Here is a 23417-nt window from a genome sequence, read left to right as displayed (position 1 = left end):
ATGCGCATCCTAATGATTATTGATGGTTTACCCGGTGGGGGAGCTGAAAAAACGGTTCTTACACTTTCCAGTGGATTGATAGAAATGGGACATCAGGTCTCTCTCTTCTCCCTGCGGAAAGTATGCGATTACGCCATCCCGGAAGGCATTGATTATCAGGTTGTTCAGGATACCTGCAAAAAACCGTGGCGAAAGCTGACGGAGATCCCACGCCGCGCCCATCTGCTGGATCGGGCTATTGAGCGGGCTGAACGCAGCGGAAAATTTGACGTTGTGTTCTCTCATTTGCACAAAACCGACCGCATTGTTGCACACTGCCGTGCGCTGGAACGCGATAAAGTCTGGTTTTGCGTGCATGGCATGTTCTCGTTCTCCTATTTGCGCCATCGCCGCGGGCTTTCTCGCTGGTTTAAGCATCTTAAAATTCGTCATACCTACGAAAATCGTAATGTTGTCGCTGTTTCAGGCGCCGTGTTGAAAGATCTTTCAGAAACGCTGGCGCTCACGCTTCGACGCAAAGCGGTAATCCATAACCCGTTTGATATCCCTGAAATTCAGCGTCTGGCTGATGCCCCCTTTGAAATGCAAGGGAAGGATTACATCATTCATGTTGGCCGCTTCCATGAGCACAAACGTCACGATCGGCTTTTACGTGCGTTCGCACTGAGTCAACTTGACACTACACTGGTCATGATGGGCAATGGGTCCGATGCCAAAATCCAAAAATTACAGCAGCTTGCCAGAGATTTGGGTATTGAAAACAAAACGGTTTTCCGCCCATTCGACGCTAACCCCTACCCCTGGATAAAAGGGGCGCGGCTCTTAGTGTTAAGTTCTGACTGCGAAGGTTTTGGTAATGTGCTGGTCGAATCCATTATCTGCCAGACCCCGCCGGTCAGTACAAATTGTCCAGGAGGCCCCGCTGAAATCCTCACGGGAGACCTGGCGCGCGGGCTGTCAGAGTTAAACGACGAATCACTGGCAAAAACGCTGGTCGATATTTATACCTCCCCGCCGGTCGTTGGCGGTGCAACCATTGCGTCGTTCGGCATCAATGCCATTTGCCGGCAATATATTGCTTTGGTAGACAATCAAAAATAATCAGGTTTCTTATGCAAAATTCAGCGCCATTATTAAGCGTGGTGGTTGCCGTATATAACGGTGAAGCTTTTCTGGATCAGTTCTTTACCTGCCTTGTGAATCAACGCATCGACAGCATGGAAGTCATTATTGTCAATGACGGCTCTACTGACCGTTCGATGCAGATCGTCGAAAGCTGGCGTGAAAAACTGCCGCAGTTGCAGGTGATTGAACAGCAAAATCAGGGCGTATCCATCGCGCGTAATACCGGCCTGGCCGTCGCAACGGGTCAGTATCTCTCTTTCCCGGATATTGATGATGTCTTCAAGCCGGGCATGTACCAGCGTCTTCTGGATATGGCCGTCACGCAGGATTTGGATGTCGCGACCTGCAATGGGAACTACGTCTGGGAAAACAACAAGAAACCCTCTCGCCCTATTTTCCCTGAAGATAAACTCGCCTCGACGGATGTCATGACTGGCCCGGCGTGGTTAAAGAAGGCGCTGGATTCACGAAAGTTCCTGCACGTCACCTGGTTAAACATCTATCGCCACGACTTTATTCGTAAACACAGTTTCCATTTTGAACCCGGCCTTCGCCATCAGGATATTCCGTGGACGACCGAAGTGCTGCTTGCCGCGGAACGCGTTCAGTACACCAGCGAACGCTTTTATGACTACTACATTCACTCTGCTTCGGTATCGCATACTCCGGATAATGACGACACGCTGATTCGCTCCGCCCGTCATTACATGAAAATCCTGCAGATGCTTGACGCCATTAACCAGCGTTACCCGGATAAAGTGAAAAATATCCCGGCTTGCCACTGGCAAATCGCCAAAGAGGGGCTGGGGATCATTCATACCTTCGACAACATGAAGGATGAGGCGAAGAAGACCATGATTATCAAAGAGTTCTTTGATACCGGGATCTGGAAGCTTATCTGGAAAAGTGCTAAAAGTCCGCGTTTGCGCTGGCGTCTGGGTCGACGCTACTTCCGTTTAAAACGGTATCTGGCATAAGAGATAGCTTTAGCACGCTTAAATGCTTAGAATTTCCCGGCCGAAACTAAAAAACGGATAATCGCTTGGAATTGTTGTATACCGCCCTGCTCTACATCATTCAGCCACTGGTGTGGCTGAGACTGTTGCTTCGTAGCCGTAAAGCGCCTGCGTACCGTAAACGCTGGGCTGAGCGCTATGGCTTTTGCCGCAATAAAGTCGCCCCGGACGGTATTCTGCTGCATTCCGTTTCTGTTGGTGAAACGCTGGCAGCGATCCCGCTGGTTCGCGCCCTGCGTCACCGCTACCCGTCGCTGCCCATCACCGTCACGACGATGACCCCGACCGGCTCAGAGCGCGCGTTATCCGCCTTTGGCAAAGACGTTCATCACGTCTACCTCCCTTACGATCTGCCCTGCGCCATGAATCGTTTCCTGAATACCGTTCGCCCGAAACTGGTGATCGTGATGGAAACTGAACTGTGGCCGAACATGATTTCCGCCCTGCATGCCCGTAAAATTCCACTGGTGATTGCCAACGCGCGCCTGTCAGAGCGCTCGGCGAAAGGCTACGGCAAGCTGGGTAAATTTATGCGCCGTCTCCTGAGCAAAATCACCCTGATTGCCGCGCAGAATGAAGAAGATGCCGCACGCTTTATCGCGCTGGGCCTGAAACGCAACCAGCTTGCGGTAACGGGCAGCCTGAAATTTGATATTTCTGTTACCCCTGAACTCGCCGCCCGCGCGATCACGCTGCGTCGCCAGTGGGCCCCGCGTCGTCAGGTCTGGATTGCAACCAGTACCCATGATGGCGAAGAAGAGATCATCCTGCAGGCGCACCGCAAGCTGCTGGAAAAATTCCCTGATTTACTGCTGATCCTCGTTCCCCGCCATCCGGAGCGTTTTAAAGATGCCCGTGAAATGGTGCAGAAAGGCGGCTTCAGCTTCACCTTGCGCAGCAGCGGTGAGATCCCTTCCGGCAGCACCCAGGTGGTGATTGGCGATACCATGGGCGAGCTGATGTTGCTGTACGGCATTGCCGACCTCGCCTTTGTCGGCGGCAGCCTGGTGGAACGCGGCGGCCATAACCCGCTCGAGCCAGCTGCGCACGCCATTCCGGTGCTGATGGGTCCGCACACGTTTAACTTCAAAGATATCTGCGCCAAATTGCAGCAGGCCGATGGTTTAATTACCGTGACCGACGCGGACTCCGTCGTCAAAGAGGTGTCGACCCTTCTGACGGACGAAGATTATCGTCTGTGGTACGGTCGCCATGCCGTCGAAGTGCTGCATCAGAACCAGGGCGCACTCACCCGTCTTCTGCAGCTTCTGCAACCTTATCTGCCTCAGCGGAGCCACTAATGTCAACGCGTCTGTCGGTCGTGATGATCGCCAAAAACGCCGCCGACCTGCTTCCGGACTGCCTGGCTTCGATCGCCTGGGCTGACGAAATCGTCGTCCTTGACTCCGGCAGCACGGACAACACGGTGGACGTTGCCCGCGCAGCGGGTGCAAAGGTCTTTATCAATACGGACTGGCAAGGCTATGGCATCCAGCGCCAGCGCGCGCAAAAGTATGCTACCGGTGATTACGTGTTGATGATCGACACCGACGAGCGTGTCACCCCGGAACTCCAGCAAGCCATTCAGACCGTGCTTGCCGCGCCGCAGCCCGAAGCGGTCTACAGCATTGCCCGTCGTAACTATTTCCTGGGCCGTTTTATGCGCCACAGCGGCTGGTATCCAGACCGCGTAATGCGCCTCTATGAGCGCGAGCGCTATCAGTACAACGACAACCTGGTCCACGAGTCACTGGTCTGCGACAGCGCCCGGCAGATCCCCCTGACGGGCGATTTGCTACACCTGACCTGCCGCGATTTCGCCAGCTTCCAGCGTAAACAGCTCAGCTATGCCACCGCGTGGGCGCAGGAACGCCACCAGCGCGGCAAGAAGGCCACGCTGACCGGCATCTTCACCCACACGCTGGGCGCGTTTCTGAAAACGTTGCTGCTGCGTGGCGGGGTGCTGGACGGTAAGCAGGGCTGGTTACTGGCGGTGGTGAATGCCCAGTATACTTTCAACAAATACACCGAGCTGTGGGCGCTCTGCCGCGGCTACTCAGAGAAAACGTGAGCCATGAGCACAAAAGCGATTTATCCGGGTACCTTCGATCCGATCACCAACGGTCATCTTGATATCATCACCCGTGCGGCGTGCATGTTCGACACGGTGATTCTGGCGATTGCCGCCAGTCCCAGCAAGAAACCCATGTTTGACCTCGACGAGCGTGTTGCGCTTGCCCGCGATGCGATTGCACACCTGCCGAATGTAGAGGTAGTGGGCTTCAGCGACCTGATGGCAAACTTCGCCCGTGCCCAGCAGGCAAACATCCTGATTCGCGGGTTACGCGCGGTGGCAGACTTCGAGTATGAGATGCAGCTGGCGCACATGAACCGCCACCTGATGCCGGAACTGGAAAGCGTATTCCTGATGCCGTCCAAAGAGTGGTCGTTTATCTCGTCCACGCTGGTAAAAGAGGTGGCTCGCCATCATGGGGACGTTACCCACTTCCTGCCGGTAAACGTCCACCAGGCGTTGCTAGAAAAGCTAAAGTAGCGCTATTTCTGACACTGACGGCAGTAGAACGTGGCGCGCTGTGCGTGCTTCGTGGCAATAACTGGCGTTCCGCAGACTCTGCATGGCTCGCCTTTACGGCCATACACCTGCAGCTCCTGAGCAAAATAGCCCGGCTTGCCGTCGCTTTGCAGGAAATCCTTCAGCGTGGTTCCGCCCTGCTCAATCGAGCGCAGCAATACCGCTTTAATCACTCTGACCAGCAGTTCGCACTCCTGAGCCGACAGTGAAGAGGCCAGCCGATCGGGATGGATCCCGGCGGCAAACAGCGATTCGCTGGCATAGATATTCCCCACGCCGACCACCAGCTTGTTATCCATCAGCCAGGGCTTAATCGGGCTCTTCTTCTTCGCGCACTTCGCTTTCAGGTATTCCGCATTAAACGCGTCTGAGAGCGGCTCCGGGCCCAGATGCGCCAGCACATTGTGCCCGTCCAGCTCTTTAGTCCACAGCCACGCGCCAAAGCGCCGTGGGTCGGTGTAACGCAGCACTTTGCCGTTGCTCATCACCAGATCGACGTGGTCGTGCTTTTCCGCGGGCAGTTCTTCAGTAAGGATGCGCAGGCTCCCGGACATCCCCAGATGGATGATAATCCAGCCGTCAGGCAGCTCCAGCAGCAGGTATTTCGCGCGGCGCTGCACGCTAAGCACGAGTTTATCGCTTAACGCGTGGATCTCATCGGACACCGGCCAGCGCAGACGTCCATTGCGAACGACAGCATGAAGAATCGTCGCGCCGACCAGATGGGGCTCAATGCCGCGGCGGCTGGTCTCTACCTCAGGTAATTCAGGCATGGTTCCTCCGTTGAGATGCAGAATGCAAAAAACCCCGCAGTTGCGGGGTTTTTCAATACAAGAAGGCTAAAATTATTTGATTTTAGCTTCTTTGTACAGTACGTGCTGGCGTACAACTGGATCGAATTTTTTCAGTTCCAGTTTTTCCGGCTTAGTACGTTTGTTCTTCGTGGTGGTGTAGAAGTGACCTGTACCAGCAGAAGAAACCAGCTTGATTTTCTCGCGAATACCTTTAGCCATGATTTATTTCCTCTTTAAGTACTTAGTACTTTTCGCCACGGGCACGCAGTTCAGACAGAACTGTATCGATGCCTTTCTTATCAATTACACGCATACCTTTAGCAGATACACGCAGGGTGACAAAACGCTTCTCGCTCTCAACCCAGAAACGGTGAGAGTGCAGGTTCGGCAGGAAACGGCGTTTAGTCGCGTTCAGTGCGTGGGAACGGTTGTTACCGGTCACCGGACGCTTGCCAGTAACTTGGCAGACTCGGGACATGTCTATTCTCCAAAAATCAAATTAGCTCGAGCTTCGTATGGGGTATCGGCGCCTCGTCAGGCTTTACAGCCCGGTCATCGCATAGTTCTAAGTGAACTCTCGATTGCCAGGCCCAAATGCCAAACCCGAGATTCTCAAAGGTGGCGTAGTATACGCTGACTCGGCGGTGTGCTCAAGTCCCGAACAGACAAAGATCCCGATGGATCGCCAGAAATAGCCTAAATCCAGCCATGTTCGGCAAAAGAAAGGTACTCTCCGCGGCCAATTATCAGATGATCCAGCACACGAATGTCCATGAATTGACAACATTTGATAATGCGCTCGGTCATTTCTTTGTCAGCTCTGCTCGGTTCTGCACAGCCAGAGGGGTGATTATGCGCGAGGATCACGCCCGCTGCATTCACTTTTATCGCTTCGCGCACAATTTCACGCGGATGTACCTCAACATGGTTCAGGGTACCTGAAAAAAGATGGCTGTGTTTCAGTACCCGGTTCCTGTTGTCGAGAAAGATCACCATAAAGATCTCGCGTTCAACATCGGTTAACTGACTTTGCAGGAATTCACGCGTCATCGCTGGCGTCAGGATCGGCGCCTCCTTCTCCATGCGGACATTGTTAAAACGGCGGGCCAGCTCGGCAATCGCCCTCAGCTGAGCATATTTCGCCACGCCGATCCCGCCAATATGCTTAAACTGCACCAGGTCGGCGGTCAGCAAGCCATACAGTGAACCGAAATGAGCGATCAGCTCTTTTGCCAGCGTAAAGACCGTTTTCCCCGGGGTCCCGGTACGCAAAAAGAGCGCCAGCAGCTCATCGTCTGTTAATGGGGTGACGCCGTTGCGCAGCAATTTTTCGCGCGGCAGCAGCAGTTCATCCTCTTCTTCCATGCTCTTTCTCCCTTTTTACCCACATGCTGCCACAGGCCAGTCAGGCACTCGACGGCCTCGTATCGTTCTTGCGTAGCGCCTCGCAAAGTGAGCTAAGGACAAAATCACCCCGCTCAGGGGATTGTGATAAAATGCCCGCTCTCTGGTGAAACCCAACAGGAAAGAATCATGATGAGCCTGGCCGGTAAAAAAATCGTTCTTGGCGTAAGCGGCGGTATTGCTGCCTATAAAGCGCCGGAGCTGGTGCGTCGTCTGCGCGAGCGCGGGGCGGATGTGCGGGTCGCGATAACCGAAGGCGGCAAAGCCTTTATCACTCCCCTGAGCCTGCAGGCCGTTTCAGGGTACCCGGTATCTGACAGCCTGCTCGATCCGGCCGCCGAAGCCGCAATGGGCCATATTGAGCTTGGTAAATGGGCAGACCTCGTGATTCTTGCCCCTGCCACGGCTGATTTGATTGCCCGAGTGGCGGCCGGTATGGCGAACGATTTGGTTTCAACCATATGCCTCGCTACACCTGCCCCGGTCGCCGTTGTGCCTGCGATGAACCAGCAGATGTACCGTAACGCTGCCACCCAGCATAATCTGGAGACGCTGGCATCACGCGGCCTGCTTATCTGGGGTCCAGACAGCGGCAGCCAGGCCTGCGGCGATGTGGGCCCGGGTCGCATGCTTGATCCACTGACGATTGTCGACATGGCCGCAGCCCATTTTTCACCTGTCAACGATCTGCAACATCTCAACATCATGATTACCGCGGGCCCTACGCGCGAGCCGCTGGACCCGGTGCGTTACATCACTAACCACAGTTCCGGCAAAATGGGTTTTGCCATTGCTGCCGCCGCCGCAAAACGCGGCGCCAACGTCACGCTGGTAAGCGGTCCGGTCTCGTTGCCTACGCCGCCTTTTGTGCAGCGCATTAACGTCACCACCGCCCTGGAGATGGAAGCCGCCGTGCAGGCTCATGCGCAAAGCCAGCAGATTTTCATCGGTTGTGCGGCCGTGGCAGACTACCGCGCTGAGACCATCTCTGATGCGAAAATCAAAAAGCAAGGCGATGAATTAACGCTAAAAATGGTGAAAAACCCGGACATTGTTGCCGGTGTCGCCGCACTAAAAAACCATCGTCCTTACGTTGTTGGGTTTGCCGCAGAAACGAATAATGTGGAAGAATATGCCCGGCAAAAACGTACGCGCAAAAACCTCGATTTAATCTGCGCGAACGATGTATCGCTGGCCACGCAAGGATTTAACAGCGACAGCAACGCACTGCACCTTTTCTGGCAGGATGGAGATAAAATCTTACCGCTTGAGCGCAAGGAACTCCTGGGCCAACAATTACTGGACGAGATCGTTACCCGTTATGATGAAAAAAATCGACGTTAAGATTCTGGACCCGCGTGTTGGCGAGCAATTCCCGCTGCCAACCTATGCCACCTCCGGCTCTGCCGGACTTGACCTGCGCGCCTGTCTCGATGACGCCGTAGAACTGGCTCCGGGTGCCACCACCCTGATCCCGACGGGACTGGCCATTCACATTGCTGACCCGTCTCTGGCGGCAGTCATCCTGCCACGCTCTGGCCTTGGCCATAAGCATGGCGTTGTGCTGGGCAACCTGGTTGGCCTGATCGACTCCGACTATCAGGGTCAACTGATGGTTTCCGTCTGGAACCGTGGTCAGGACAGCTTCACCATTGAACCGGGCGAGCGTATCGCGCAGATGGTCTTTGTGCCAGTGGTTCAGGCAGAATTTAACCTGGTGGCAGATTTTGACGCCACCGACCGTGGCGAAGGCGGCTTCGGCCATTCCGGGCGCAAATAAACGCCCAACAAACACGTATCTCACAGCGCCATAATGCAATAACAAACCGCAAACGTCCGTTTGCGGTCGCTGTGTGGATGCCAGCCTGGCAAGTGCTTATTTTCAGGGGTATTTTGTAACATGGCAGAAAAACAAACCGCGAAAAGGAATCGTCGCGAAGAAATACTTCAATCTCTGGCTCTGATGCTTGAATCCAGCGATGGCAGTCAACGCATCACCACCGCTAAACTGGCCGCCTCTGTAGGCGTGTCTGAGGCGGCGCTATACCGTCATTTCCCCAGCAAAACCAGGATGTTCGACAGCCTGATTGAGTTTATTGAAGACAGCCTGATCACACGCATCAACCTGATTCTGAAAGACGAAAAAGACACCACCGCGCGTCTGCGTCTGATTGTGCTGTTAATTCTGGGCTTTGGTGAACGTAATCCGGGCTTGACCCGTATCCTCACTGGCCACGCGCTGATGTTTGAGCAGGACAGGCTACAGGGCCGCATTAATCAGCTTTTCGAACGTATTGAAGCGCAGCTGCGCCAGGTACTGCGCGAGAAGAAAATGCGTGAAGGCGAAGGATACACGATGGATGAGACATTGCTGGCAAGCCAGATCTTAGCGTTTTGCGAAGGTATGCTCTCACGCTTTGTCCGTAGCGAATTTAAATACCGTCCAACGGACGATTTTGACGCCCGCTGGCCGCTCGTCGCCGCTCAGTTGCAATAACTCCCATGCCGGATGACGGCTTCGTCTTATCCGGCCTGCGGGTGATGTAGGCCCGGTAAGCGGTAGCGCCACCGGGCAATTCAGCTACACGCCAAACTCTTCGCGATACGCACGCACCGCAGCCAGATGGTCCGCCATCTCAGGCTTCTCTTCCAGATACGCAATCAGCTCTTTCAGGGTAATGATAGAGATCACTTTGCAGCCGTAATCACGCTCAACTTCCTGGATAGCAGAGATATCGCTGCGACCACGCTCCTGACGATCCAGAGAAATCAGGACGCCAGCTAGCGTCGCGCCGTTAGCCTGGATAATCTCCATCGATTCACGGATCGCCGTACCCGCGGTGATCACATCATCCACCAGCATCACGCGGCCCTGCAGTGCACTGCCGACCAGGTTACCGCCTTCACCGTGGGTTTTAGCCTCTTTACGGTTAAAGCAGTACGGCACGTCGCGATCGTGATGTTCCGCCAGCGCTACTGCGGTGGTGGTCGCAATCGGAATGCCTTTGTAGGCCGGGCCAAAAAGCAGGTCAAAATCAATTCCGGAATCCATCAGCGCTTCGGCATAGAAACGACCCAACAGCGCCAGATCGCGCCCGGTATTAAATAGCCCGGCGTTAAAGAAGTAGGGGCTCTTACGACCGGATTTCAGCGTAAACTCGCCAAATTTAAGGACCTGTTTATTAATCGCAAACTCAATAAACTGGCGCTGATACGATTTCATGGATTCGCTCCTTTGGTTTCTGTCTTGCAGGCAAAAAAAAGGCGACTCATTGGTCGCCTTTAAAATCAATTTTCTAACGCCGCTTTCTGCGACGAGACAATAGATTCGATTCCCCCTCGGGCCAGAGCCAGCAGGGTAAGAAGTTCTTCATGGGTGAACGGCTCGCCTTCCGCCGTGCCCTGCACCTCAATGATGCGACCGTCTTCGGTCATCACTACGTTCATGTCGGTCTCGGCGGCGGAATCTTCGACGTATTCCAGATCGCACAGCGCTTCACCGTTAACGATACCCACTGAAACCGCCGCAACCATACCTTTCATTGGGTTGGTTTTCAGCTTACCGGCTGCAACCAGTTTGTTCAGGGCATCGGCCAGCGCCACACAGGCACCGGTAATGGACGCGGTACGCGTGCCGCCATCAGCCTGAATCACGTCGCAGTCGAGCGTAATCGTGAATTCACCGAGAGTTTTCAGGTCCACAGCAGCGCGTAGCGCACGCGCGATCAGACGCTGAATTTCCATGGTACGGCCACCCTGCTTACCCTTCGCCGCTTCACGGGCGTTACGGGTGTGGGTCGCGCGCGGCAGCATGCCGTATTCTGCGGTGATCCAGCCCTGGCCCTGGCCTTTCAGGAAACGCGGAACACCTTCTTCGATGGACGCGGTGCACAGTACTTTGGTGTCACCAAACTCAACCAGCACGGAACCTTCAGCGTGTTTTGTATAGTTACGGGTCAGGGTGACGGGACGCACCTGATTGGCGCTACGACCTGATGGACGCATGATGGATTCTCCGGCTTGAAACGAATGTGGCTGCGCATTATACGGATAAAGGACGCTTATTCCTATCCTGAGAAGCCCCCGAAAGCTATAATCCCCCCATCTCTCCTTTAAAAACGGGAATGTCTATGATCCGCAGTATGACCGCCTACGCCCGGCGTGAAATCAAGGGTAGCTGGGGTAGCGCTACCTGGGAAATGCGCTCGGTAAACCAGCGCTATCTGGAAACATATTTCCGTATGCCGGAGCAGTTCCGCAGCCTCGAGCCCGTTGTACGCGAGCGCATCCGTACTCGTCTGACGCGCGGTAAAGTGGAATGTAACCTGCGTTTTGAGCCTGATGCCAGTGCGCAGGGCGAACTGATCCTGAATGAAAAACTGGCTAAACAGCTCGTGAATGCGGCGAACTGGGTCAAAATGCAAAGTGATGAAGGCGAAATCAACCCGGTTGATATTCTGCGCTGGCCTGGCGTCATGGCTGCCGGTGAGCAGGATCTGGATGCCATCGCCGCCGAAATCCTTGCCGCCCTCGACGGAACCCTGGATGACTTTATCGTTGCCCGCGAAACCGAAGGCCAGGCGCTGAAAGCGATGATTGAGCAGCGTCTTGAAGGCGTAAGCGCCGAAGTGGCAAAAGTCCGCACCCATATGCCGGAAGTGCTGCAATGGCAGCGCGAGCGTCTGGTAGCCAAACTGGAAGAAGCGGAAGTTCAGCTGGAAAACACCCGTCTGGAACAAGAGCTGGTGCTGATGGCGCAGCGTATTGACGTTGCCGAAGAGCTGGATCGTCTGGAAGCACACGTGAAAGAGACCTACAACATCCTGAAGAAGAAGGAAGCGGTAGGCCGCCGCCTCGACTTTATGATGCAGGAGTTCAACCGCGAGTCGAACACCCTGGCATCTAAGTCGATCAATGCTGAAGTAACCAACTCAGCGATCGAGCTGAAGGTGCTGATTGAGCAAATGCGCGAGCAGATCCAGAATATCGAGTAATCGCTTTCAGGTGGTGTCCACTGGACACCACCCATTAGTATTTTTAATCCGAATTTCCACCCACTCTCCTTCCTTACCTCCATTTATCAGGCCCCTTTAAGGGAAATGAATAAATTTTTATAGCGCAAAGGGATTCACCTTAGAAAATCTCAATCGTGATCTTGCGCACAAATCGCTAACCTGCCCGCGTTCTGACCGGAGGGTATATGCTGCTTCACACTCTTTATCTTATTGGTATCACCGCAGAAGCCATGACCGGCGCACTTGCAGCCGGACGACGCCGCATGGACACCTTCGGCGTGATCATTATTGCCACCGCGACCGCGCTGGGCGGCGGATCCGTGCGCGATATCCTGCTTGGCCATTACCCTCTCGGCTGGGTTAAACACCCTGAGTATGTGATTATCGTGGCAACAGCCGCCGTATTAACCACCATTGTGGCACCCGTTATGCCCCATCTGCGCCGCCTGTTTCTGGTGCTGGATGCGCTGGGGCTGATTGTCTTTTCTATCATCGGTGCACAGATCGCGCTCGATATGGGTGAAGGGCCGGTTATCGCCACGATTGCTGCTGTGGTCACAGGGGTGTTTGGCGGCGTACTGCGCGATATGTTCTGCAAACGCATTCCCCTGGTCTTTCAAAAAGAGCTGTATGCCGGCATTTCCTTCGCCGCAGCGGTGCTCTACATCGCCCTGCAGCACTATGTTTCTAACCATGATGTGGTGGTTATCTCTACGCTGCTGTTTGGCTTTACGGCCCGCATGCTGGCGCTGCGTCTGAAGCTGGGGCTGCCCGTGTTTCACTATAAGCACGGCGTACACTGATCTCAGAAACCGTTGATGTGCTGCCGGGCAAGCCACCGGACCAGCACATCAATCTCTGGTGCATTTATCCAGCTCACGATCTGCCGCGCCCTCTCTTCCCCCGTACCCGGCAAGGCCTGCCAAGCCTTTGCGCTGCGTTCACGCATCTGTTGCCATGACATATCCCCCAACGCCTTCAGCGAGGCTTGTGGCAATGGCGCACCCAACGCCATCATCCAGTGGATAAAAGGTTGTTCACGTACCAGGTTGAAGCGATGCCAGAGCGCCAGCCCACGCGCTGGAGAAAACCCCGGCGTAGACTGGAGCTGCGCCTGCGTTAAGAGCAGCCATGAGAAGAGATGTTCAAAATGATGCGCCTGCCAGAGTGTTCGCCAGCCTGACTCGCCTAATCCTTCAATGTTGAATACCTGCTTAGAACTGAGCCATGTCAACCGGGCGAAGAACTGTTCCATACACTCTGGCGAAGCATAAAAACAGCTCAGGGAGTGAAAACGCGAGGCCGGTGGTTCAGGTTTTTGTCTGTCCGTTCCTCGCCAGATAACCTTATCAAACCGTGGGATACCCTGCCCGGCAAGGCTCACCTGGATCTGATCGCCAGGGGCAATATCCAGCCTCTGCCAGCGTCCAACCGACCCCAGGCTCACCCGCTGTACCTGTTTATCATCCAGTTGCACCGGCTCCAGCGCCGCCACGACGGAAATTTTACCCGTACGCCCAACTGAAAAATGAATATCCCTGACCTCAGCAACCTGCGCAACTGGCGGATATTTCCACGCCATGACCCAGTTGCCTTCGCCAGGCAGCCAGCGCTCCCCTGAAGGCGACTCCGCGGACCGAACCACAATGCCATCCGTGGCAAAGGGTAATGCTGTGTTTTGCCAGGCCAAACGCTGCTTTTCAACTTCATCAACCGTTCGGGTGGGCAAGGTATAGGACGCCGTCATGGAAAACCCTGCTCCGGACAGCGCAGAAAGCATACTTTTCATCTCTTTCGGACCATCCGGCCAGGCCCAGATAAATATTCCTGTCTGGTTCAGAAGCGCACCGTCGTTCTGCCGCATCATCGCTCCCGCCACTTTTGCGCGTGCATTCATTCCGCCCATCTGCCGCTGAATGTGATTCTCGCGCATCCAGAAAAGCTCCCCCTGCAGGACGCTGTTTGCCAGCGCGCCGGATACCTCTTTAGGCACTGACGGAATCAAACGCACGCGAGCGGTCCAGTCCTCACCTTTTAACCCATTACCACGACTGATAGCCTGGGTGAGCTTTCCGTTGCGATACACCAGCGTCACCGCCACGCCGTCGACTTTTGGCTGCATCCAGAGATTTTTCTGGCCTCGCATCCACTGACCTAGCGCTTCTTTGCTGGCGGCCTTATGTACCCCCGTATGGGCAACAGGATGTTTTACGCTTCCCGTCAGCGCAGGTAAGGTGTTCTCTGAGAGATCCTGGCCAAAACAGCGCTGCCACTGGGCTAAGCGTCCGTTGAGCTGGTCGTATATCTCGTCGTTGACCTCGCTGACGCCCTGCTTCCAGTAGGCTTCATCCCAGCGTTTGATCTGTGCGCTTAAGGATGCAATCTCTTTTCCGGCTTTAGCCTGTGACCACACCGGACACACCGCCGCCCCATAACCACACCACAACAGCATTAACCCGCTTATCCATCGCCACATCGCTACCCCTCCTTTGCAATGCCGGAGGTATAACCTGACGTGAGAAACATGGCTAATAACAACTTCTCATCATGCGAGACGCTATCCAGTATTCATTTTTATTGCAGCAAACCGCGGGTAAAACCTGAAAACGGTACGCAAAATTCAATAATCCAGGGGAAAAAGTGTGACAAAGGCTACGTCACACTGCGCCGACGTGTATAATAAGCCCGTATGTAGGACTTCTTCGCTAACACATACAAAAGACTCTCATGGCTCAAGGCACGCTTTATATTGTTTCTGCCCCTAGTGGCGCGGGTAAATCCAGCCTTATTCAGGCACTGTTAAAAACCCAACCGTTGTACGACACACAGGTATCTGTTTCTCACACCACGCGTCAGCCGCGTCCGGGTGAAGTGCACGGTGAACACTATTTCTTTGTGGATCACGACGAGTTCAGAGCGATGATCGCCAGGGATGCGTTTCTTGAACACGCTGAAGTGTTTGGTAACTACTACGGTACCTCGCGTGAAACCATTGAGCAGGTTCTGGCCACGGGCGTGAATGTCTTCCTGGATATCGACTGGCAGGGCGCACAGCAAATTCGCAAGAAAATGCCGGAGTCACGCAGTATCTTTATTTTACCGCCATCGAAAGATGAGCTGGATCGCCGTCTGCGTGGCCGCGGTCAGGACAGCGAAGACGTGATTGCAAAGCGTATGGCCCAGGCAGTTGCAGAAATGAGCCATTACGCGGAATATGATTACCTTATTGTGAATGATGATTTTGATGCCGCGCTGAGCGATCTCAAAACCATCCTTCGCGCAGAACGTCTGCGTATGAGCCGCCAGAAGCAGCGACATGACGCATTAATCACCAAACTGTTGGCAGACTGAACCCACTTTCAGTATCATGCCCAGTCATTTCTTCACCTGTGGAGCATTTTAAGTATGGCACGCGTAACTGTTCAGGACGCTGTAGAGAAAATTGGTAACCGTTTTGACCTGGTACTGGTCGCCGCGCGTCGCGCTCGTCAGATGCAGGTAGGCGGTAAAGATCCGCTGGTACCGGAAGAAAACGATAAAACCACCGTTATTGCACTTCGCGAAATCGAAGAAGGTCTGATCAACAACCAGATCCTCGACGTGCGTGAGCGCCAGGAGCAGCAAGAGCAGGAAGCCGCAGAACTGCAGGCCGTAACCGCCATTGCTGAAGGTCGTCGTTAATTAAACCTGCGGGTCGCCCTTGTATCTGTTTGAAAGCCTGAATCAACTGATTCAAACCTACCTGCCTGAAGACCAGATTAAGCGTCTTCAGCAGGCGTATCTCGTTGCACGTGACGCTCACGAGGGCCAGACACGTTCAAGCGGTGAACCCTACATCACGCACCCTGTTGCGGTAGCCTGCATTCTGGCCGAGATGAAACTCGACTACGAAACGCTGATGGCTGCTCTGCTGCATGACGTGATCGAAGATACCCCTGCCACCTACCAGGATATGGAACAGCTGTTTGGCAAAAGCGTTGCCGAACTGGTGGAAGGGGTCTCTAAGCTTGATAAGCTGAAATTCCGCGACAAGAAAGAGGCACAAGCCGAAAACTTCCGCAAGATGATTATGGCGATGGTGCAGGATATCCGCGTCATTCTCATCAAACTCGCTGACCGTACCCACAACATGCGCACGCTGGGCTCACTTCGCCCGGACAAGCGTCGCCGCATTGCTCGTGAAACCCTGGAAATTTACAGTCCGCTGGCGCACCGTTTAGGTATTCACCACATTAAAACCGAGCTGGAAGAGCTGGGTTTTGAAGCGTTATACCCGAACCGCTATCGCGTCATTAAAGAGGTGGTGAAAGCCGCACGCGGTAACCGTAAAGAGATGATTCAAAAGATCCTCTCGGAAATTGAAGGGCGTTTACAGGAAGCGGGTATTCCGTGCCGCGTCAGCGGTCGCGAGAAACATCTGTACTCGATTTACTGCAAAATGGTGCTCAAAGAGCAGCGTTTTCACTCGATCATGGATATTTACGCGTTCCGCGTGATCGTCCACGATGCCGATACCTGCTATCGCGTGCTGGGGCAGATGCACAGCCTCTACAAACCGCGTCCGGGGCGCATGAAAGATTACATCGCTATTCCAAAAGCGAACGGCTATCAATCTTTGCATACCTCGATGATCGGTCCACACGGCGTGCCTGTCGAAGTGCAGATCCGCACCGAAGACATGGACCAGATGGCAGAGATGGGTGTTGCCGCGCACTGGGCGTATAAAGAGCACGGTGGCGAAAGCAGCACGACTGCACAGATCCGCGCCCAGCGCTGGATGCAGAGCCTGCTGGAACTGCAGCAGAGTGCGGGTAGCTCCTTTGAATTTATCGAGAGCGTGAAATCCGATCTCTTCCCGGATGAGATTTACGTTTTCACCCCAGAAGGTCGCATTGTCGAACTGCCTGCGGGCGCAACGCCGGTCGACTTTGCTTACGCAGTACATACCGATATCGGGCATGCCTGCGTGGGCGCACGCGTCGACAGACAGCCTTACCCGCTGTCTCAGCCGCTCTCCAGCGGCCAGACGGTAGAAATTATTACCGCACCGGGCGCACGCCCGAACGCGGCCTGGCTGAACTTTGTGGTGAGCTCCAAAGCGCGCGCCAAAATTCGCCAGTTGCTGAAAAACCTCAAGCGCGACGACTCCGTCAGCCTGGGACGCCGTCTGCTCAACCACGCGTTGGGTGGTAGCCGTAAGCTGGCTGAAATTCCACCAGAGCATATCCAGCGCGAACTCGACCGCATGAAGCTCACGTCTCTGGACGATCTGCTGGCGGAAATTGGTCTCGGTAACGCCATGAGCGTCGTGGTGGCGAAAAACCTGCAGCAGGGCGAAGCGATACCTTCTGCTCCTGGCGCATCCGGCCACGCTCATCTGCCAATCAAAGGCGCGGACGGGGTGCTGATCACCTTCGCAAAATGTTGCCGTCCAATCCCCGGTGACCCGATTATTGCGCACGTCAGCCCCGGCAAAGGGCTGGTTATCCACCATGAATCCTGTCGTAACATTCGCGGCTACCAGAAAGAAGCCGAGAAGTTTATGGCGGTCGAGTGGGACAAAGAGACGGCGCAGGAATTTATCACCGAAATTAAGGTGGATATGTTCAATCACCAGGGTGCCCTGGCAAACCTGACGGCAGCGATCAACACGGCCTCGTCCAACATTCAGAGCCTGAATACGGAAGAAAAAGACGGCCGCGTTTATAGCGCCTTTATTCGTCTGACCGCCCGCGACCGCGTGCATCTGGCGAATATTATGCGCAAGATCCGCGTCATGCCGGACGTGATTAAAGTTACCCGAAACCGAAACTAGGTTTATGAATTCACAACGTTATACACGTATCTGCGAAATGCTCGCCAGGCGTCAGCCTGACCTGACGGTCTGCATGGAGCAGGTTCATAAGCCTCATAACGTCTCCGCTATCGTTCGTACCGCAGACGCCGTCGGCGTGCATGAAGTGCACGCCGTCTGGCCGGGCACCCGCATGCGAAACATGGTGTCTGCTGCCGCAGGCAGCAACAGCTGGGTATCCGTCAAAACGCATCAGACGATTGGTGAAGCCGTATCGCACCTGAAAGGCCGCGGTATGCAGGTTCTTGCGACTCACCTTTCTGCTAAAGCTGTGGATTTCCGCGAGATCGACTACACCCGCCCAACCTGCATTTTGATGGGGCAGGAGAAAACCGGGATCACCCAGGAAGCGCTGGATCTGGCGGATCAGGACATCATCATCCCGATGATCGGTATGGTTCAGTCTCTGAACGTGTCGGTTGCCTCTGCGCTGATTCTGTATGAAGCGCAGCGCCAGCGCCAGAACGCCGGAATGTACGAGCGCAGCAACAGTATGCTGCCGGAAGAGGAACAGCAGCGCCTGCTGTTTGAAGGCGGTTATCCGGTGCTGGCTCGCGTCGCGAAGCAGAAAAAATTGCCTTACCCCCACGTCAACGCGCAGGGCGAAATTGAAGCCGATGCCGAGTGGTGGTCCACTATGCAGTACGCCGGGTAACTGATGAAAGGCCGCCTGCTGGATGCCATTCCGCTCAATAGCCTGACGGGCGTGGGCGCGGCGCAAAGCAGTAAGCTGGCAAAAATTGGCCTGCATACCGTGCAGGATCTCCTCCTGCACCTCCCTCTGCGTTACGAAGACCGCACTCAGCTCTACAAAATTGGCGATCTGCTGCCTGCCATTTACGCCACCGTTGAAGGCGAAGTCCTGAACTGCAACATCACGTTTGGTGGACGCCGGATGATGACCTGTCAGATCAGCGACGGTACCGGCATTCTCACCATGCGTTTTTTCAACTTCAGCGCAGCGATGAAAAACAGCCTGGCGACAGGCCGCCGAGTGCTGGCCTATGGCGAAGCCAAACGCGGTAAATACGGCGCAGAGATGATCCACCCGGAGTACCGCGTGCAGGGCGACCTCAGCACACCGGAACTGCAGGAGACGCTTACGCCGGTTTACCCGACGACTGAAGGCATTAAGCAGGCAACGCTGCGTAAACTCACCGATCAGGCGCTGGAGCTGCTGGATACCTGCGCGATTACCGAACTTCTGCCCCCCGAGCTGGCACAGGGCATGATGAGCCTGCCCGAGGCATTGCGCACACTGCATCGTCCACCACCCACATTACAGCTCAGCGATTTAGAAAGCGGCAAACATCCCGCACAACGGCGTCTTATCCTTGAGGAATTACTGGCACATAACCTGAGCATGCTGGCGCTTCGCGCAGGCGCGCAGCGTTTCCACGCTCAGCCGTTAAGCCAGAATGATGCGCTCAAAGATAAGCTGCTGGCCTCTCTGCCGTTTAAGCCGACCGGCGCTCAAGCGCGCGTAACGGCCGAGATTGAACGCGATATGGCCCTCGACGTGCCGATGATGCGCCTGGTGCAGGGCGACGTCGGGTCAGGTAAAACGCTGGTTGCCGCCCTGGCAGCACTGCGCGCGATTGCCCACGGTAAACAGGTGGCGCTGATGGCGCCGACTGAGCTGCTGGCTGAACAGCACGCCAATAATTTCCGCGCCTGGTTCGCGCCGCTCGGGATTGAGGTAGGCTGGCTTGCCGGGAAGCAAAAAGGCAAAGCGCGTCTTGCGCAGCAGGAAGCCATCGCCAGCGGCCAGGTGCAGATGATTGTCGGCACACACGCTATCTTCCAGGAGCAGGTACAGTTTAACGGCCTTGCGCTGGTGATTATCGACGAACAGCACCGCTTCGGCGTGCATCAACGTCTGGCGCTGTGGGAAAAAGGGCTGCAGCAGGGCTTCCATCCGCATCAGCTGATCATGACCGCCACGCCAATCCCGCGCACCCTGGCGATGACCGCCTATGCCGATCTGGATACCTCCACCATCGATGAACTGCCGCCGGGGCGTACGCCGGTCACGACGGTCGCCATACCGGATACGCGCCGCAGCGATATCATCGACCGCGTGCGCAACGCCTGTACCCACGAAGGGCGTCAGGCCTATTGGGTCTGCACCCTGATTGAAGAGTCAGAACTGCTTGAAGCGCAGGCTGCTGAAGCAACGTGGGAAGAGCTAAAGCTGGCGCTGCCGGAGCTAAACGTGGGTCTGGTTCACGGGCGCATGAAGCCTGCCGAAAAACAGGCGGTGATGCAGGCGTTCAAACAGGGTGAGCTGCATTTACTGGTCGCGACGACGGTTATTGAAGTGGGCGTCGACGTCCCCAACTCCAGCCTGATGATCATCGAAAACCCGGAGCGTCTTGGCCTTGCTCAGCTCCACCAGCTGCGTGGGCGCGTTGGGCGTGGCGCAGTGGCCTCCCACTGCGTGCTGCTCTATAAAGCGCCGCTCTCAAAAACTGCCCAGATGCGTTTGCAGGTGCTGCGCGACAGCAACGACGGTTTTGTGATTGCACAAAAAGACCTTGAGATACGCGGCCCGGGCGAATTGCTGGGCACGCGTCAGACGGGAAATGCCGAATTTAAGGTGGCGGATTTGCTGCGCGATCAGGCCATGATCCCGGAAGTTCAGCGCCTCGCACGCCATATTCATGAACGCTACCCCGAACAGGCGGCAGCGTTAATTGAGCGCTGGATGCCGGAAACCGAGCGCTATTCCAACGCCTGATCTCAGGCAAACATCGGCAGCATCAGGTACAGCTTAATCACCAGCGCGTTGACGATATCAATAAAGAACGCCCCGACCATTGGCACCACCAGAAACGCCATGTGCGATGGCCCAAACCGTTCGGTGATCGCCTGCATGTTGGCAATAGCCGTTGGGGTTGCCCCCAGACCAAACCCGCAGTGACCCGCTGCCAGCACCGCTGCATCGTAGTTTTTCCCCATCAGGCGCCAGGTCACGAACATGGCGTACAGTGCCATAAACAGTGCCTGCACCGCCAGAATCGCCACCATCGGCAGCGCCAGCGAGGCCAGCTCCCACAGTTTGAGGCTCATCAGCGCCATCGCCAGGAACAGCGACAGACAGACGTTACCGAGCACCGATACCGCACGTTCAAACACGCGGTAGAAGCCCATCAGCGCCAGACCGTTGCTCAGAATGACCCCGATAAACAACACGCAGACAAAGGTCGGAAGTTCAAACGCTGTACCCGCCAGCCATTGCGCAACCACTTTGCCCATGGTCAGGCAGATGGCAATCATCGCGATGGTTTCAATCAGTACCAGCGAGGTGATGCTGCGCCCGACATCCGGCTTTTCGAACGCGGTGGGCACCATTTCATCGTCCGGTCTGCCATTCGGCGTGGTGGAATGTTTAACGAGATAACGGGCCACCGGGCCGCCAATCAGGCCACCCAGCACCAGACCAAAGGTTGCGCAGGCCATCGCCACTTCCGTTGCGTTTTCAAAGCCGTAACGCTCGATAAACAGCTTACTCCACGCGGCTCCGGTACCATGGCCGCCTGAGAGGGTAATCGAACCTGCCAGCAGCCCCATCAGCGGATCCAGCCCCAGCAGCGTCGCCATGCCGATGCCAATAGCGTTTTGCATCAGCAGCAGTCCCACCACCACAATCAGAAATACGCCGAGCACCTTACCGCCAGAGCGCAGGCTCGCCAGGTTGGCGTTCAGGCCGATGGTGGCAAAGAAGGCCAGCATCAGCGGATCTTTCAGGGACATATCAAAATCAATTTCCCAGCCCATGCTTTTTTTCAGTACCAGCAGGGCCAGCGCCACCAGCAAACCACCGGCGACAGGTTCAGGAATGGTGTACTTTTTCAGAAAGGAAACACTATGTACCAGCTTGCGACCAAGCAGCAGAACCAGCGTTGCGGCAACAAGGGTCGACAACGTATCGAGATGAATCATAAAAGGCTCCTGTTATGCGCGTGTTCCATACACACGCGGCGTTATCCTGGCCGGTTTGCGCTCTTCATGAGCCACCGGCGCAAAAAGTGTAATTTTTTTTCCCGACGGGTTGTAGAAAACCTGCTCACAACGGCAGATTTTCTTCCCTTTTTTTGCTGGCAATCGTTTGCTTTTACCAGGTGGTCAGATAAAATGCCCGCTTTTCCACCGTGGGATTGCCGCCGATGTCCGTTAACACCATAGAGTCGCCTGATGCGCAACCGATTGCGCAGAAGCAAAATAGCGAACTGATTTACCGCCTTGAAGATCGCCCGCCACTGCCTCAGACGCTTTTCGCGGCCTGCCAGCATCTTCTGGCGATGTTTGTCGCGGTGATCACCCCGGCGCTGCTGATCTGCCAGGCGCTCGGTTTACCGGCGCAGGATACGCAGCACATCATCAGTATGTCCCTCTTCGCCTCTGGCGTGGCCTCAATTATTCAAATTAAAGCGTGGGGTCCGGTGGGGTCGGGATTATTGTCGATCCAGGGTACCAGCTTTAACTTCGTGGCACCGCTGATCATGGGCGGCACAGCCCTGAAAACCGGCGGTGCGGATGTCCCGACCATGATGGCGGCGCTGTTCGGCACCCTGATGCTGGCAAGCTGCACGGAGATGGTCATCTCCCGCGTGCTGCATCTGGCGCGCCGCGTCATTACCCCGCTGGTCTCCGGCGTGGTGGTGATGATTATCGGCCTGTCGCTGATTCAGGTCGGCCTCACCTCCATCGGCGGCGGCTATGCCGCAATGAGCGACCATACCTTCGGCGCGCCGAAAAACCTGCTGCTGGCGGGCGTCGTGCTGGCGATCATTATTCTGCTTAACCGCCAGCGTAACCCTTACCTGCGCGTGGCTTCTCTGGTGATCGCCATGGCAGCCGGTTATCTGCTGGCGTGGGCGCTGGGCATGTTGCCGGAGAACACCGCACCGACCAACAGCGCGCTGATCACCGTCCCCACGCCGCTGTACTACGGTCTGGGCATTGACTGGGGTCTGCTCCTGCCGCTGATGCTGGTCTTTATGATCACCTCTCTGGAGACCATCGGCGATATCACCGCTACCTCCGACGTCTCCGAGCAGCCGGTGTCCGGCCCGCTGTACATGAAGCGCCTGAAAGGCGGCGTGCTGGCGAACGGCCTGAACTCGTTTGTTTCTGCGGTATTCAATACCTTCCCGAACTCCTGCTTCGGCCAGAACAACGGCGTGATCCAGCTGACCGGCGTCGCCAGCCGCTACGTGGGTTTTGTGGTGGCGCTGATGCTGATCGTCCTCGGCCTGTTCCCGGCGGTGAGCGGCTTTGTGCAGCACATTCCTGAGCCGGTGCTGGGTGGCGCAACGCTGGTGATGTTCGGGACTATCGCAGCGTCCGGGGTGCGTATCGTCTCCCGCGAACCGCTGAACCGCCGGGCGATCATGATTATCGCGCTGTCGCTGGCCGTGGGTCTGGGCGTTTCTCAGCAACCGCTGATCCTGCAGTTTGCCCCTGACTGGGTGAAAAACCTGCTCTCTTCCGGCATCGCCGCGGGCGGTATCACCGCTATTGTGCTGAACCTCGTTTTCCCGCCTGAAAAGAACTGATCCCCTTCACGGCAGGCAGTCAATGCCTGCCGTGACATCTATTTACACCATTCCC

24 protein-coding genes are annotated in these 23417 nt (G+C 55.6%); 16 read left to right on the top strand and 8 right to left on the bottom strand.

The features are described 5' to 3' along the window. From ABFI50_RS09740 to coaD, 5 genes are all read left to right on the top strand, one after another. Entirely contained in the window at positions 1–1101 is a 1101-nt protein-coding gene (locus ABFI50_RS09740; protein ID WP_023331722.1) for a glycosyltransferase, read from the top strand. An 11-nt stretch (positions 1102–1112) separates the two neighbouring features. Beyond that, positions 1113–2102 (top strand): glycosyltransferase, encoded by a 990-nt coding sequence (locus ABFI50_RS09735; protein ID WP_014881989.1) that lies wholly within the window; start codon positions 1113–1115, stop codon positions 2100–2102. Between the two features lie 65 nt (positions 2103–2167). After that, positions 2168–3442 (top strand): lipid IV(A) 3-deoxy-D-manno-octulosonic acid transferase, encoded by a 1275-nt coding sequence (waaA, locus tag ABFI50_RS09730; protein ID WP_014881988.1) that lies wholly within the window; start codon positions 2168–2170, stop codon positions 3440–3442. Beyond that, positions 3442–4212 carry a glycosyltransferase family 2 protein gene (locus ABFI50_RS09725; protein ID WP_014881987.1) on the top strand — a complete coding sequence of 257 codons (771 nt, stop codon included), beginning with the start codon at positions 3442–3444 and terminating at the stop codon, positions 4210–4212. Before waaA ends, ABFI50_RS09725 begins: the two co-directional genes overlap by 1 nt. A 3-nt stretch (positions 4213–4215) precedes the next feature. Next, positions 4216–4695 carry a pantetheine-phosphate adenylyltransferase gene (gene coaD, locus ABFI50_RS09720; RefSeq protein ID WP_014881986.1) on the top strand — a complete coding sequence of 160 codons (480 nt, stop codon included), beginning with the start codon at positions 4216–4218 and terminating at the stop codon, positions 4693–4695. Between the two features lie 2 nt (positions 4696–4697). Here the strand turns inward: coaD and mutM are convergent, their stop codons facing one another. From mutM to radC, 4 genes are all read right to left on the bottom strand, one after another. Beyond that, positions 4698–5507 carry a bifunctional DNA-formamidopyrimidine glycosylase/DNA-(apurinic or apyrimidinic site) lyase gene (mutM, locus tag ABFI50_RS09715; RefSeq protein ID WP_248217206.1) on the bottom strand — a complete coding sequence of 270 codons (810 nt, stop codon included), beginning with the start codon at positions 5505–5507 and terminating at the stop codon, positions 4698–4700. Between the two features lie 72 nt (positions 5508–5579). Continuing rightward, positions 5580–5747, bottom strand: a complete 168-nt coding sequence (gene rpmG, locus ABFI50_RS09710) for a 50S ribosomal protein L33 (protein ID WP_003024094.1) — start codon at positions 5745–5747, stop codon at positions 5580–5582. Positions 5748–5769: 22 nt separating this feature from the next. Then, complete coding sequence (rpmB, locus tag ABFI50_RS09705) at positions 5770–6006, bottom strand: 50S ribosomal protein L28 (protein ID WP_002436699.1); 237 nt, start codon at positions 6004–6006, stop codon at positions 5770–5772. A 218-nt stretch (positions 6007–6224) separates the two neighbouring features. Continuing rightward, complete coding sequence (gene radC / locus ABFI50_RS09700; protein WP_059372042.1) at positions 6225–6893, bottom strand: DNA repair protein RadC; 669 nt, start codon at positions 6891–6893, stop codon at positions 6225–6227. Positions 6894–7064: 171 nt separating this feature from the next. Here radC and coaBC point away from each other — a divergent pair, with 171 nt between their 5' ends. The 3 genes from coaBC (at position 7065) to slmA (ending at position 9429) form a co-directional block, all read left to right on the top strand. Continuing rightward, positions 7065–8276: a bifunctional phosphopantothenoylcysteine decarboxylase/phosphopantothenate--cysteine ligase CoaBC gene (coaBC, locus tag ABFI50_RS09695; RefSeq protein ID WP_014881983.1), complete on the top strand. Its 1212-nt coding sequence runs from the start codon at positions 7065–7067 to the stop codon at positions 8274–8276. Beyond that, positions 8254–8712, top strand: coding sequence for a dUTP diphosphatase (gene dut, locus ABFI50_RS09690; RefSeq protein WP_015570042.1), 459 nt, complete (start codon positions 8254–8256; stop codon positions 8710–8712). The genes coaBC and dut overlap by 23 nt, the downstream gene beginning before the upstream one ends. 120 nt (positions 8713–8832) lie before the next feature. After that, complete coding sequence (gene slmA / locus ABFI50_RS09685) at positions 8833–9429, top strand: nucleoid occlusion factor SlmA (RefSeq protein WP_014881982.1); 597 nt, start codon at positions 8833–8835, stop codon at positions 9427–9429. An 84-nt stretch (positions 9430–9513) separates the two neighbouring features. On the opposite strand, the gene pyrE is transcribed toward slmA, so the two are convergent. Further along, positions 9514–10155 (bottom strand): orotate phosphoribosyltransferase, encoded by a 642-nt coding sequence (pyrE, locus tag ABFI50_RS09680; RefSeq protein WP_179120416.1) that lies wholly within the window; start codon positions 10153–10155, stop codon positions 9514–9516. 65 nt (positions 10156–10220) lie between these two features. Beyond that, a complete protein-coding gene (gene rph, locus ABFI50_RS09675; protein WP_179120415.1) occupies positions 10221–10937 on the bottom strand; it encodes a ribonuclease PH in 717 nt (238 codons plus the stop codon). Positions 10938–11062: 125 nt separating this feature from the next. On the opposite strand from rph, the gene ABFI50_RS09670 reads away from it, so the two are divergent. Then, the gene (locus tag ABFI50_RS09670) at positions 11063–11926 is read left to right on the top strand and encodes a YicC/YloC family endoribonuclease (RefSeq protein ID WP_008502687.1); all 864 of its coding nucleotides are present in this window, start codon (positions 11063–11065) and stop codon (positions 11924–11926) included. Positions 11927–12132: 206 nt separating this feature from the next. Further along, the gene (locus ABFI50_RS09665; protein WP_023331717.1) at positions 12133–12750 is read left to right on the top strand and encodes a trimeric intracellular cation channel family protein; all 618 of its coding nucleotides are present in this window, start codon (positions 12133–12135) and stop codon (positions 12748–12750) included. Positions 12751–12752: 2 nt separating this feature from the next. Here ABFI50_RS09665 and ligB read toward each other — a convergent pair whose 3' ends face one another. Continuing rightward, the gene (ligB, locus tag ABFI50_RS09660; RefSeq protein WP_320729140.1) at positions 12753–14423 is read right to left on the bottom strand and encodes an NAD-dependent DNA ligase LigB; all 1671 of its coding nucleotides are present in this window, start codon (positions 14421–14423) and stop codon (positions 12753–12755) included. A 251-nt stretch (positions 14424–14674) separates the two neighbouring features. On the opposite strand from ligB, the gene gmk reads away from it, so the two are divergent. From gmk to recG, 5 genes are read left to right on the top strand one after another with little or no spacing between them, the layout of a single operon-like run. Next, positions 14675–15298, top strand: coding sequence for a guanylate kinase (gmk, locus tag ABFI50_RS09655; protein ID WP_014881977.1), 624 nt, complete (start codon positions 14675–14677; stop codon positions 15296–15298). Positions 15299–15352: 54 nt separating this feature from the next. Next, the gene (rpoZ, locus tag ABFI50_RS09650) at positions 15353–15628 is read left to right on the top strand and encodes a DNA-directed RNA polymerase subunit omega (protein ID WP_000135058.1); all 276 of its coding nucleotides are present in this window, start codon (positions 15353–15355) and stop codon (positions 15626–15628) included. 19 nt (positions 15629–15647) lie between these two features. Further along, the gene (gene spoT / locus ABFI50_RS09645; RefSeq protein ID WP_014881976.1) at positions 15648–17762 is read left to right on the top strand and encodes a bifunctional GTP diphosphokinase/guanosine-3',5'-bis pyrophosphate 3'-pyrophosphohydrolase; all 2115 of its coding nucleotides are present in this window, start codon (positions 15648–15650) and stop codon (positions 17760–17762) included. Between the two features lie 4 nt (positions 17763–17766). Continuing rightward, a complete protein-coding gene (gene trmH / locus ABFI50_RS09640) occupies positions 17767–18456 on the top strand; it encodes a tRNA (guanosine(18)-2'-O)-methyltransferase TrmH (RefSeq protein WP_014881975.1) in 690 nt (229 codons plus the stop codon). Positions 18457–18459: 3 nt separating this feature from the next. After that, positions 18460–20541: an ATP-dependent DNA helicase RecG gene (gene recG, locus ABFI50_RS09635; RefSeq protein WP_032635294.1), complete on the top strand. Its 2082-nt coding sequence runs from the start codon at positions 18460–18462 to the stop codon at positions 20539–20541. A gap of 2 nt (positions 20542–20543) precedes the next feature. On the opposite strand, the gene gltS is transcribed toward recG, so the two are convergent. Continuing rightward, positions 20544–21746, bottom strand: coding sequence for a sodium/glutamate symporter (gene gltS / locus ABFI50_RS09630; RefSeq protein ID WP_045269340.1), 1203 nt, complete (start codon positions 21744–21746; stop codon positions 20544–20546). Positions 21747–21970: 224 nt separating this feature from the next. On the opposite strand from gltS, the gene xanP reads away from it, so the two are divergent. Further along, entirely contained in the window at positions 21971–23362 is a 1392-nt protein-coding gene (xanP, locus tag ABFI50_RS09625; RefSeq protein WP_014881972.1) for a xanthine/proton symporter XanP, read from the top strand. Positions 23363–23417 lie beyond the last annotated feature (55 nt).

It is taken from the genome of Enterobacter sp. HNDS-6 (assembly GCF_039850505.1).
In the GTDB taxonomy this organism is placed as follows: domain Bacteria; phylum Pseudomonadota; class Gammaproteobacteria; order Enterobacterales; family Enterobacteriaceae; genus Enterobacter; species Enterobacter kobei.
Note: the sequence above shows the minus strand (reverse complement) of the source record. Positions and strands in the feature narration are given on the sequence as shown.

What these genes read in the sequence shown, in the direction of transcription:
- ABFI50_RS09740 (WP_023331722.1), top strand. Translation starts at nt 1, where the DNA reads ATGCGCATCCTAATGATTATTGATGGTTTACCCGGTGGGGGAGCTGAA.
- ABFI50_RS09735 (WP_014881989.1), top strand. Translation starts at nt 1,113, where the DNA reads ATGCAAAATTCAGCGCCATTATTAAGCGTGGTGGTTGCCGTATATAAC.
- ABFI50_RS09725 (WP_014881987.1), top strand. Translation starts at nt 3,442, where the DNA reads ATGTCAACGCGTCTGTCGGTCGTGATGATCGCCAAAAACGCCGCCGAC.
- coaD (WP_014881986.1), top strand. Translation starts at nt 4,216, where the DNA reads ATGAGCACAAAAGCGATTTATCCGGGTACCTTCGATCCGATCACCAAC.
- mutM (WP_248217206.1), bottom strand. Translation starts at nt 5,507, where the DNA reads ATGCCTGAATTACCTGAGGTAGAGACCAGCCGCCGCGGCATTGAGCCC.
- rpmG (WP_003024094.1), bottom strand. Translation starts at nt 5,747, where the DNA reads ATGGCTAAAGGTATTCGCGAGAAAATCAAGCTGGTTTCTTCTGCTGGT.
- rpmB (WP_002436699.1), bottom strand. Translation starts at nt 6,006, where the DNA reads ATGTCCCGAGTCTGCCAAGTTACTGGCAAGCGTCCGGTGACCGGTAAC.
- radC (WP_059372042.1), bottom strand. Translation starts at nt 6,893, where the DNA reads ATGGAAGAAGAGGATGAACTGCTGCTGCCGCGCGAAAAATTGCTGCGC.
- coaBC (WP_014881983.1), top strand. Translation starts at nt 7,065, where the DNA reads ATGAGCCTGGCCGGTAAAAAAATCGTTCTTGGCGTAAGCGGCGGTATT.
- dut (WP_015570042.1), top strand. Translation starts at nt 8,254, where the DNA reads ATGATGAAAAAAATCGACGTTAAGATTCTGGACCCGCGTGTTGGCGAG.
- slmA (WP_014881982.1), top strand. Translation starts at nt 8,833, where the DNA reads ATGGCAGAAAAACAAACCGCGAAAAGGAATCGTCGCGAAGAAATACTT.
- pyrE (WP_179120416.1), bottom strand. Translation starts at nt 10,155, where the DNA reads ATGAAATCGTATCAGCGCCAGTTTATTGAGTTTGCGATTAATAAACAG.
- rph (WP_179120415.1), bottom strand. Translation starts at nt 10,937, where the DNA reads ATGCGTCCATCAGGTCGTAGCGCCAATCAGGTGCGTCCCGTCACCCTG.
- ABFI50_RS09670 (WP_008502687.1), top strand. Translation starts at nt 11,063, where the DNA reads ATGATCCGCAGTATGACCGCCTACGCCCGGCGTGAAATCAAGGGTAGC.
- ABFI50_RS09665 (WP_023331717.1), top strand. Translation starts at nt 12,133, where the DNA reads ATGCTGCTTCACACTCTTTATCTTATTGGTATCACCGCAGAAGCCATG.
- ligB (WP_320729140.1), bottom strand. Translation starts at nt 14,423, where the DNA reads ATGTGGCGATGGATAAGCGGGTTAATGCTGTTGTGGTGTGGTTATGGG.
- gmk (WP_014881977.1), top strand. Translation starts at nt 14,675, where the DNA reads ATGGCTCAAGGCACGCTTTATATTGTTTCTGCCCCTAGTGGCGCGGGT.
- rpoZ (WP_000135058.1), top strand. Translation starts at nt 15,353, where the DNA reads ATGGCACGCGTAACTGTTCAGGACGCTGTAGAGAAAATTGGTAACCGT.
- trmH (WP_014881975.1), top strand. Translation starts at nt 17,767, where the DNA reads ATGAATTCACAACGTTATACACGTATCTGCGAAATGCTCGCCAGGCGT.
- recG (WP_032635294.1), top strand. Translation starts at nt 18,460, where the DNA reads ATGAAAGGCCGCCTGCTGGATGCCATTCCGCTCAATAGCCTGACGGGC.
- gltS (WP_045269340.1), bottom strand. Translation starts at nt 21,746, where the DNA reads ATGATTCATCTCGATACGTTGTCGACCCTTGTTGCCGCAACGCTGGTT.
- xanP (WP_014881972.1), top strand. Translation starts at nt 21,971, where the DNA reads ATGTCCGTTAACACCATAGAGTCGCCTGATGCGCAACCGATTGCGCAG.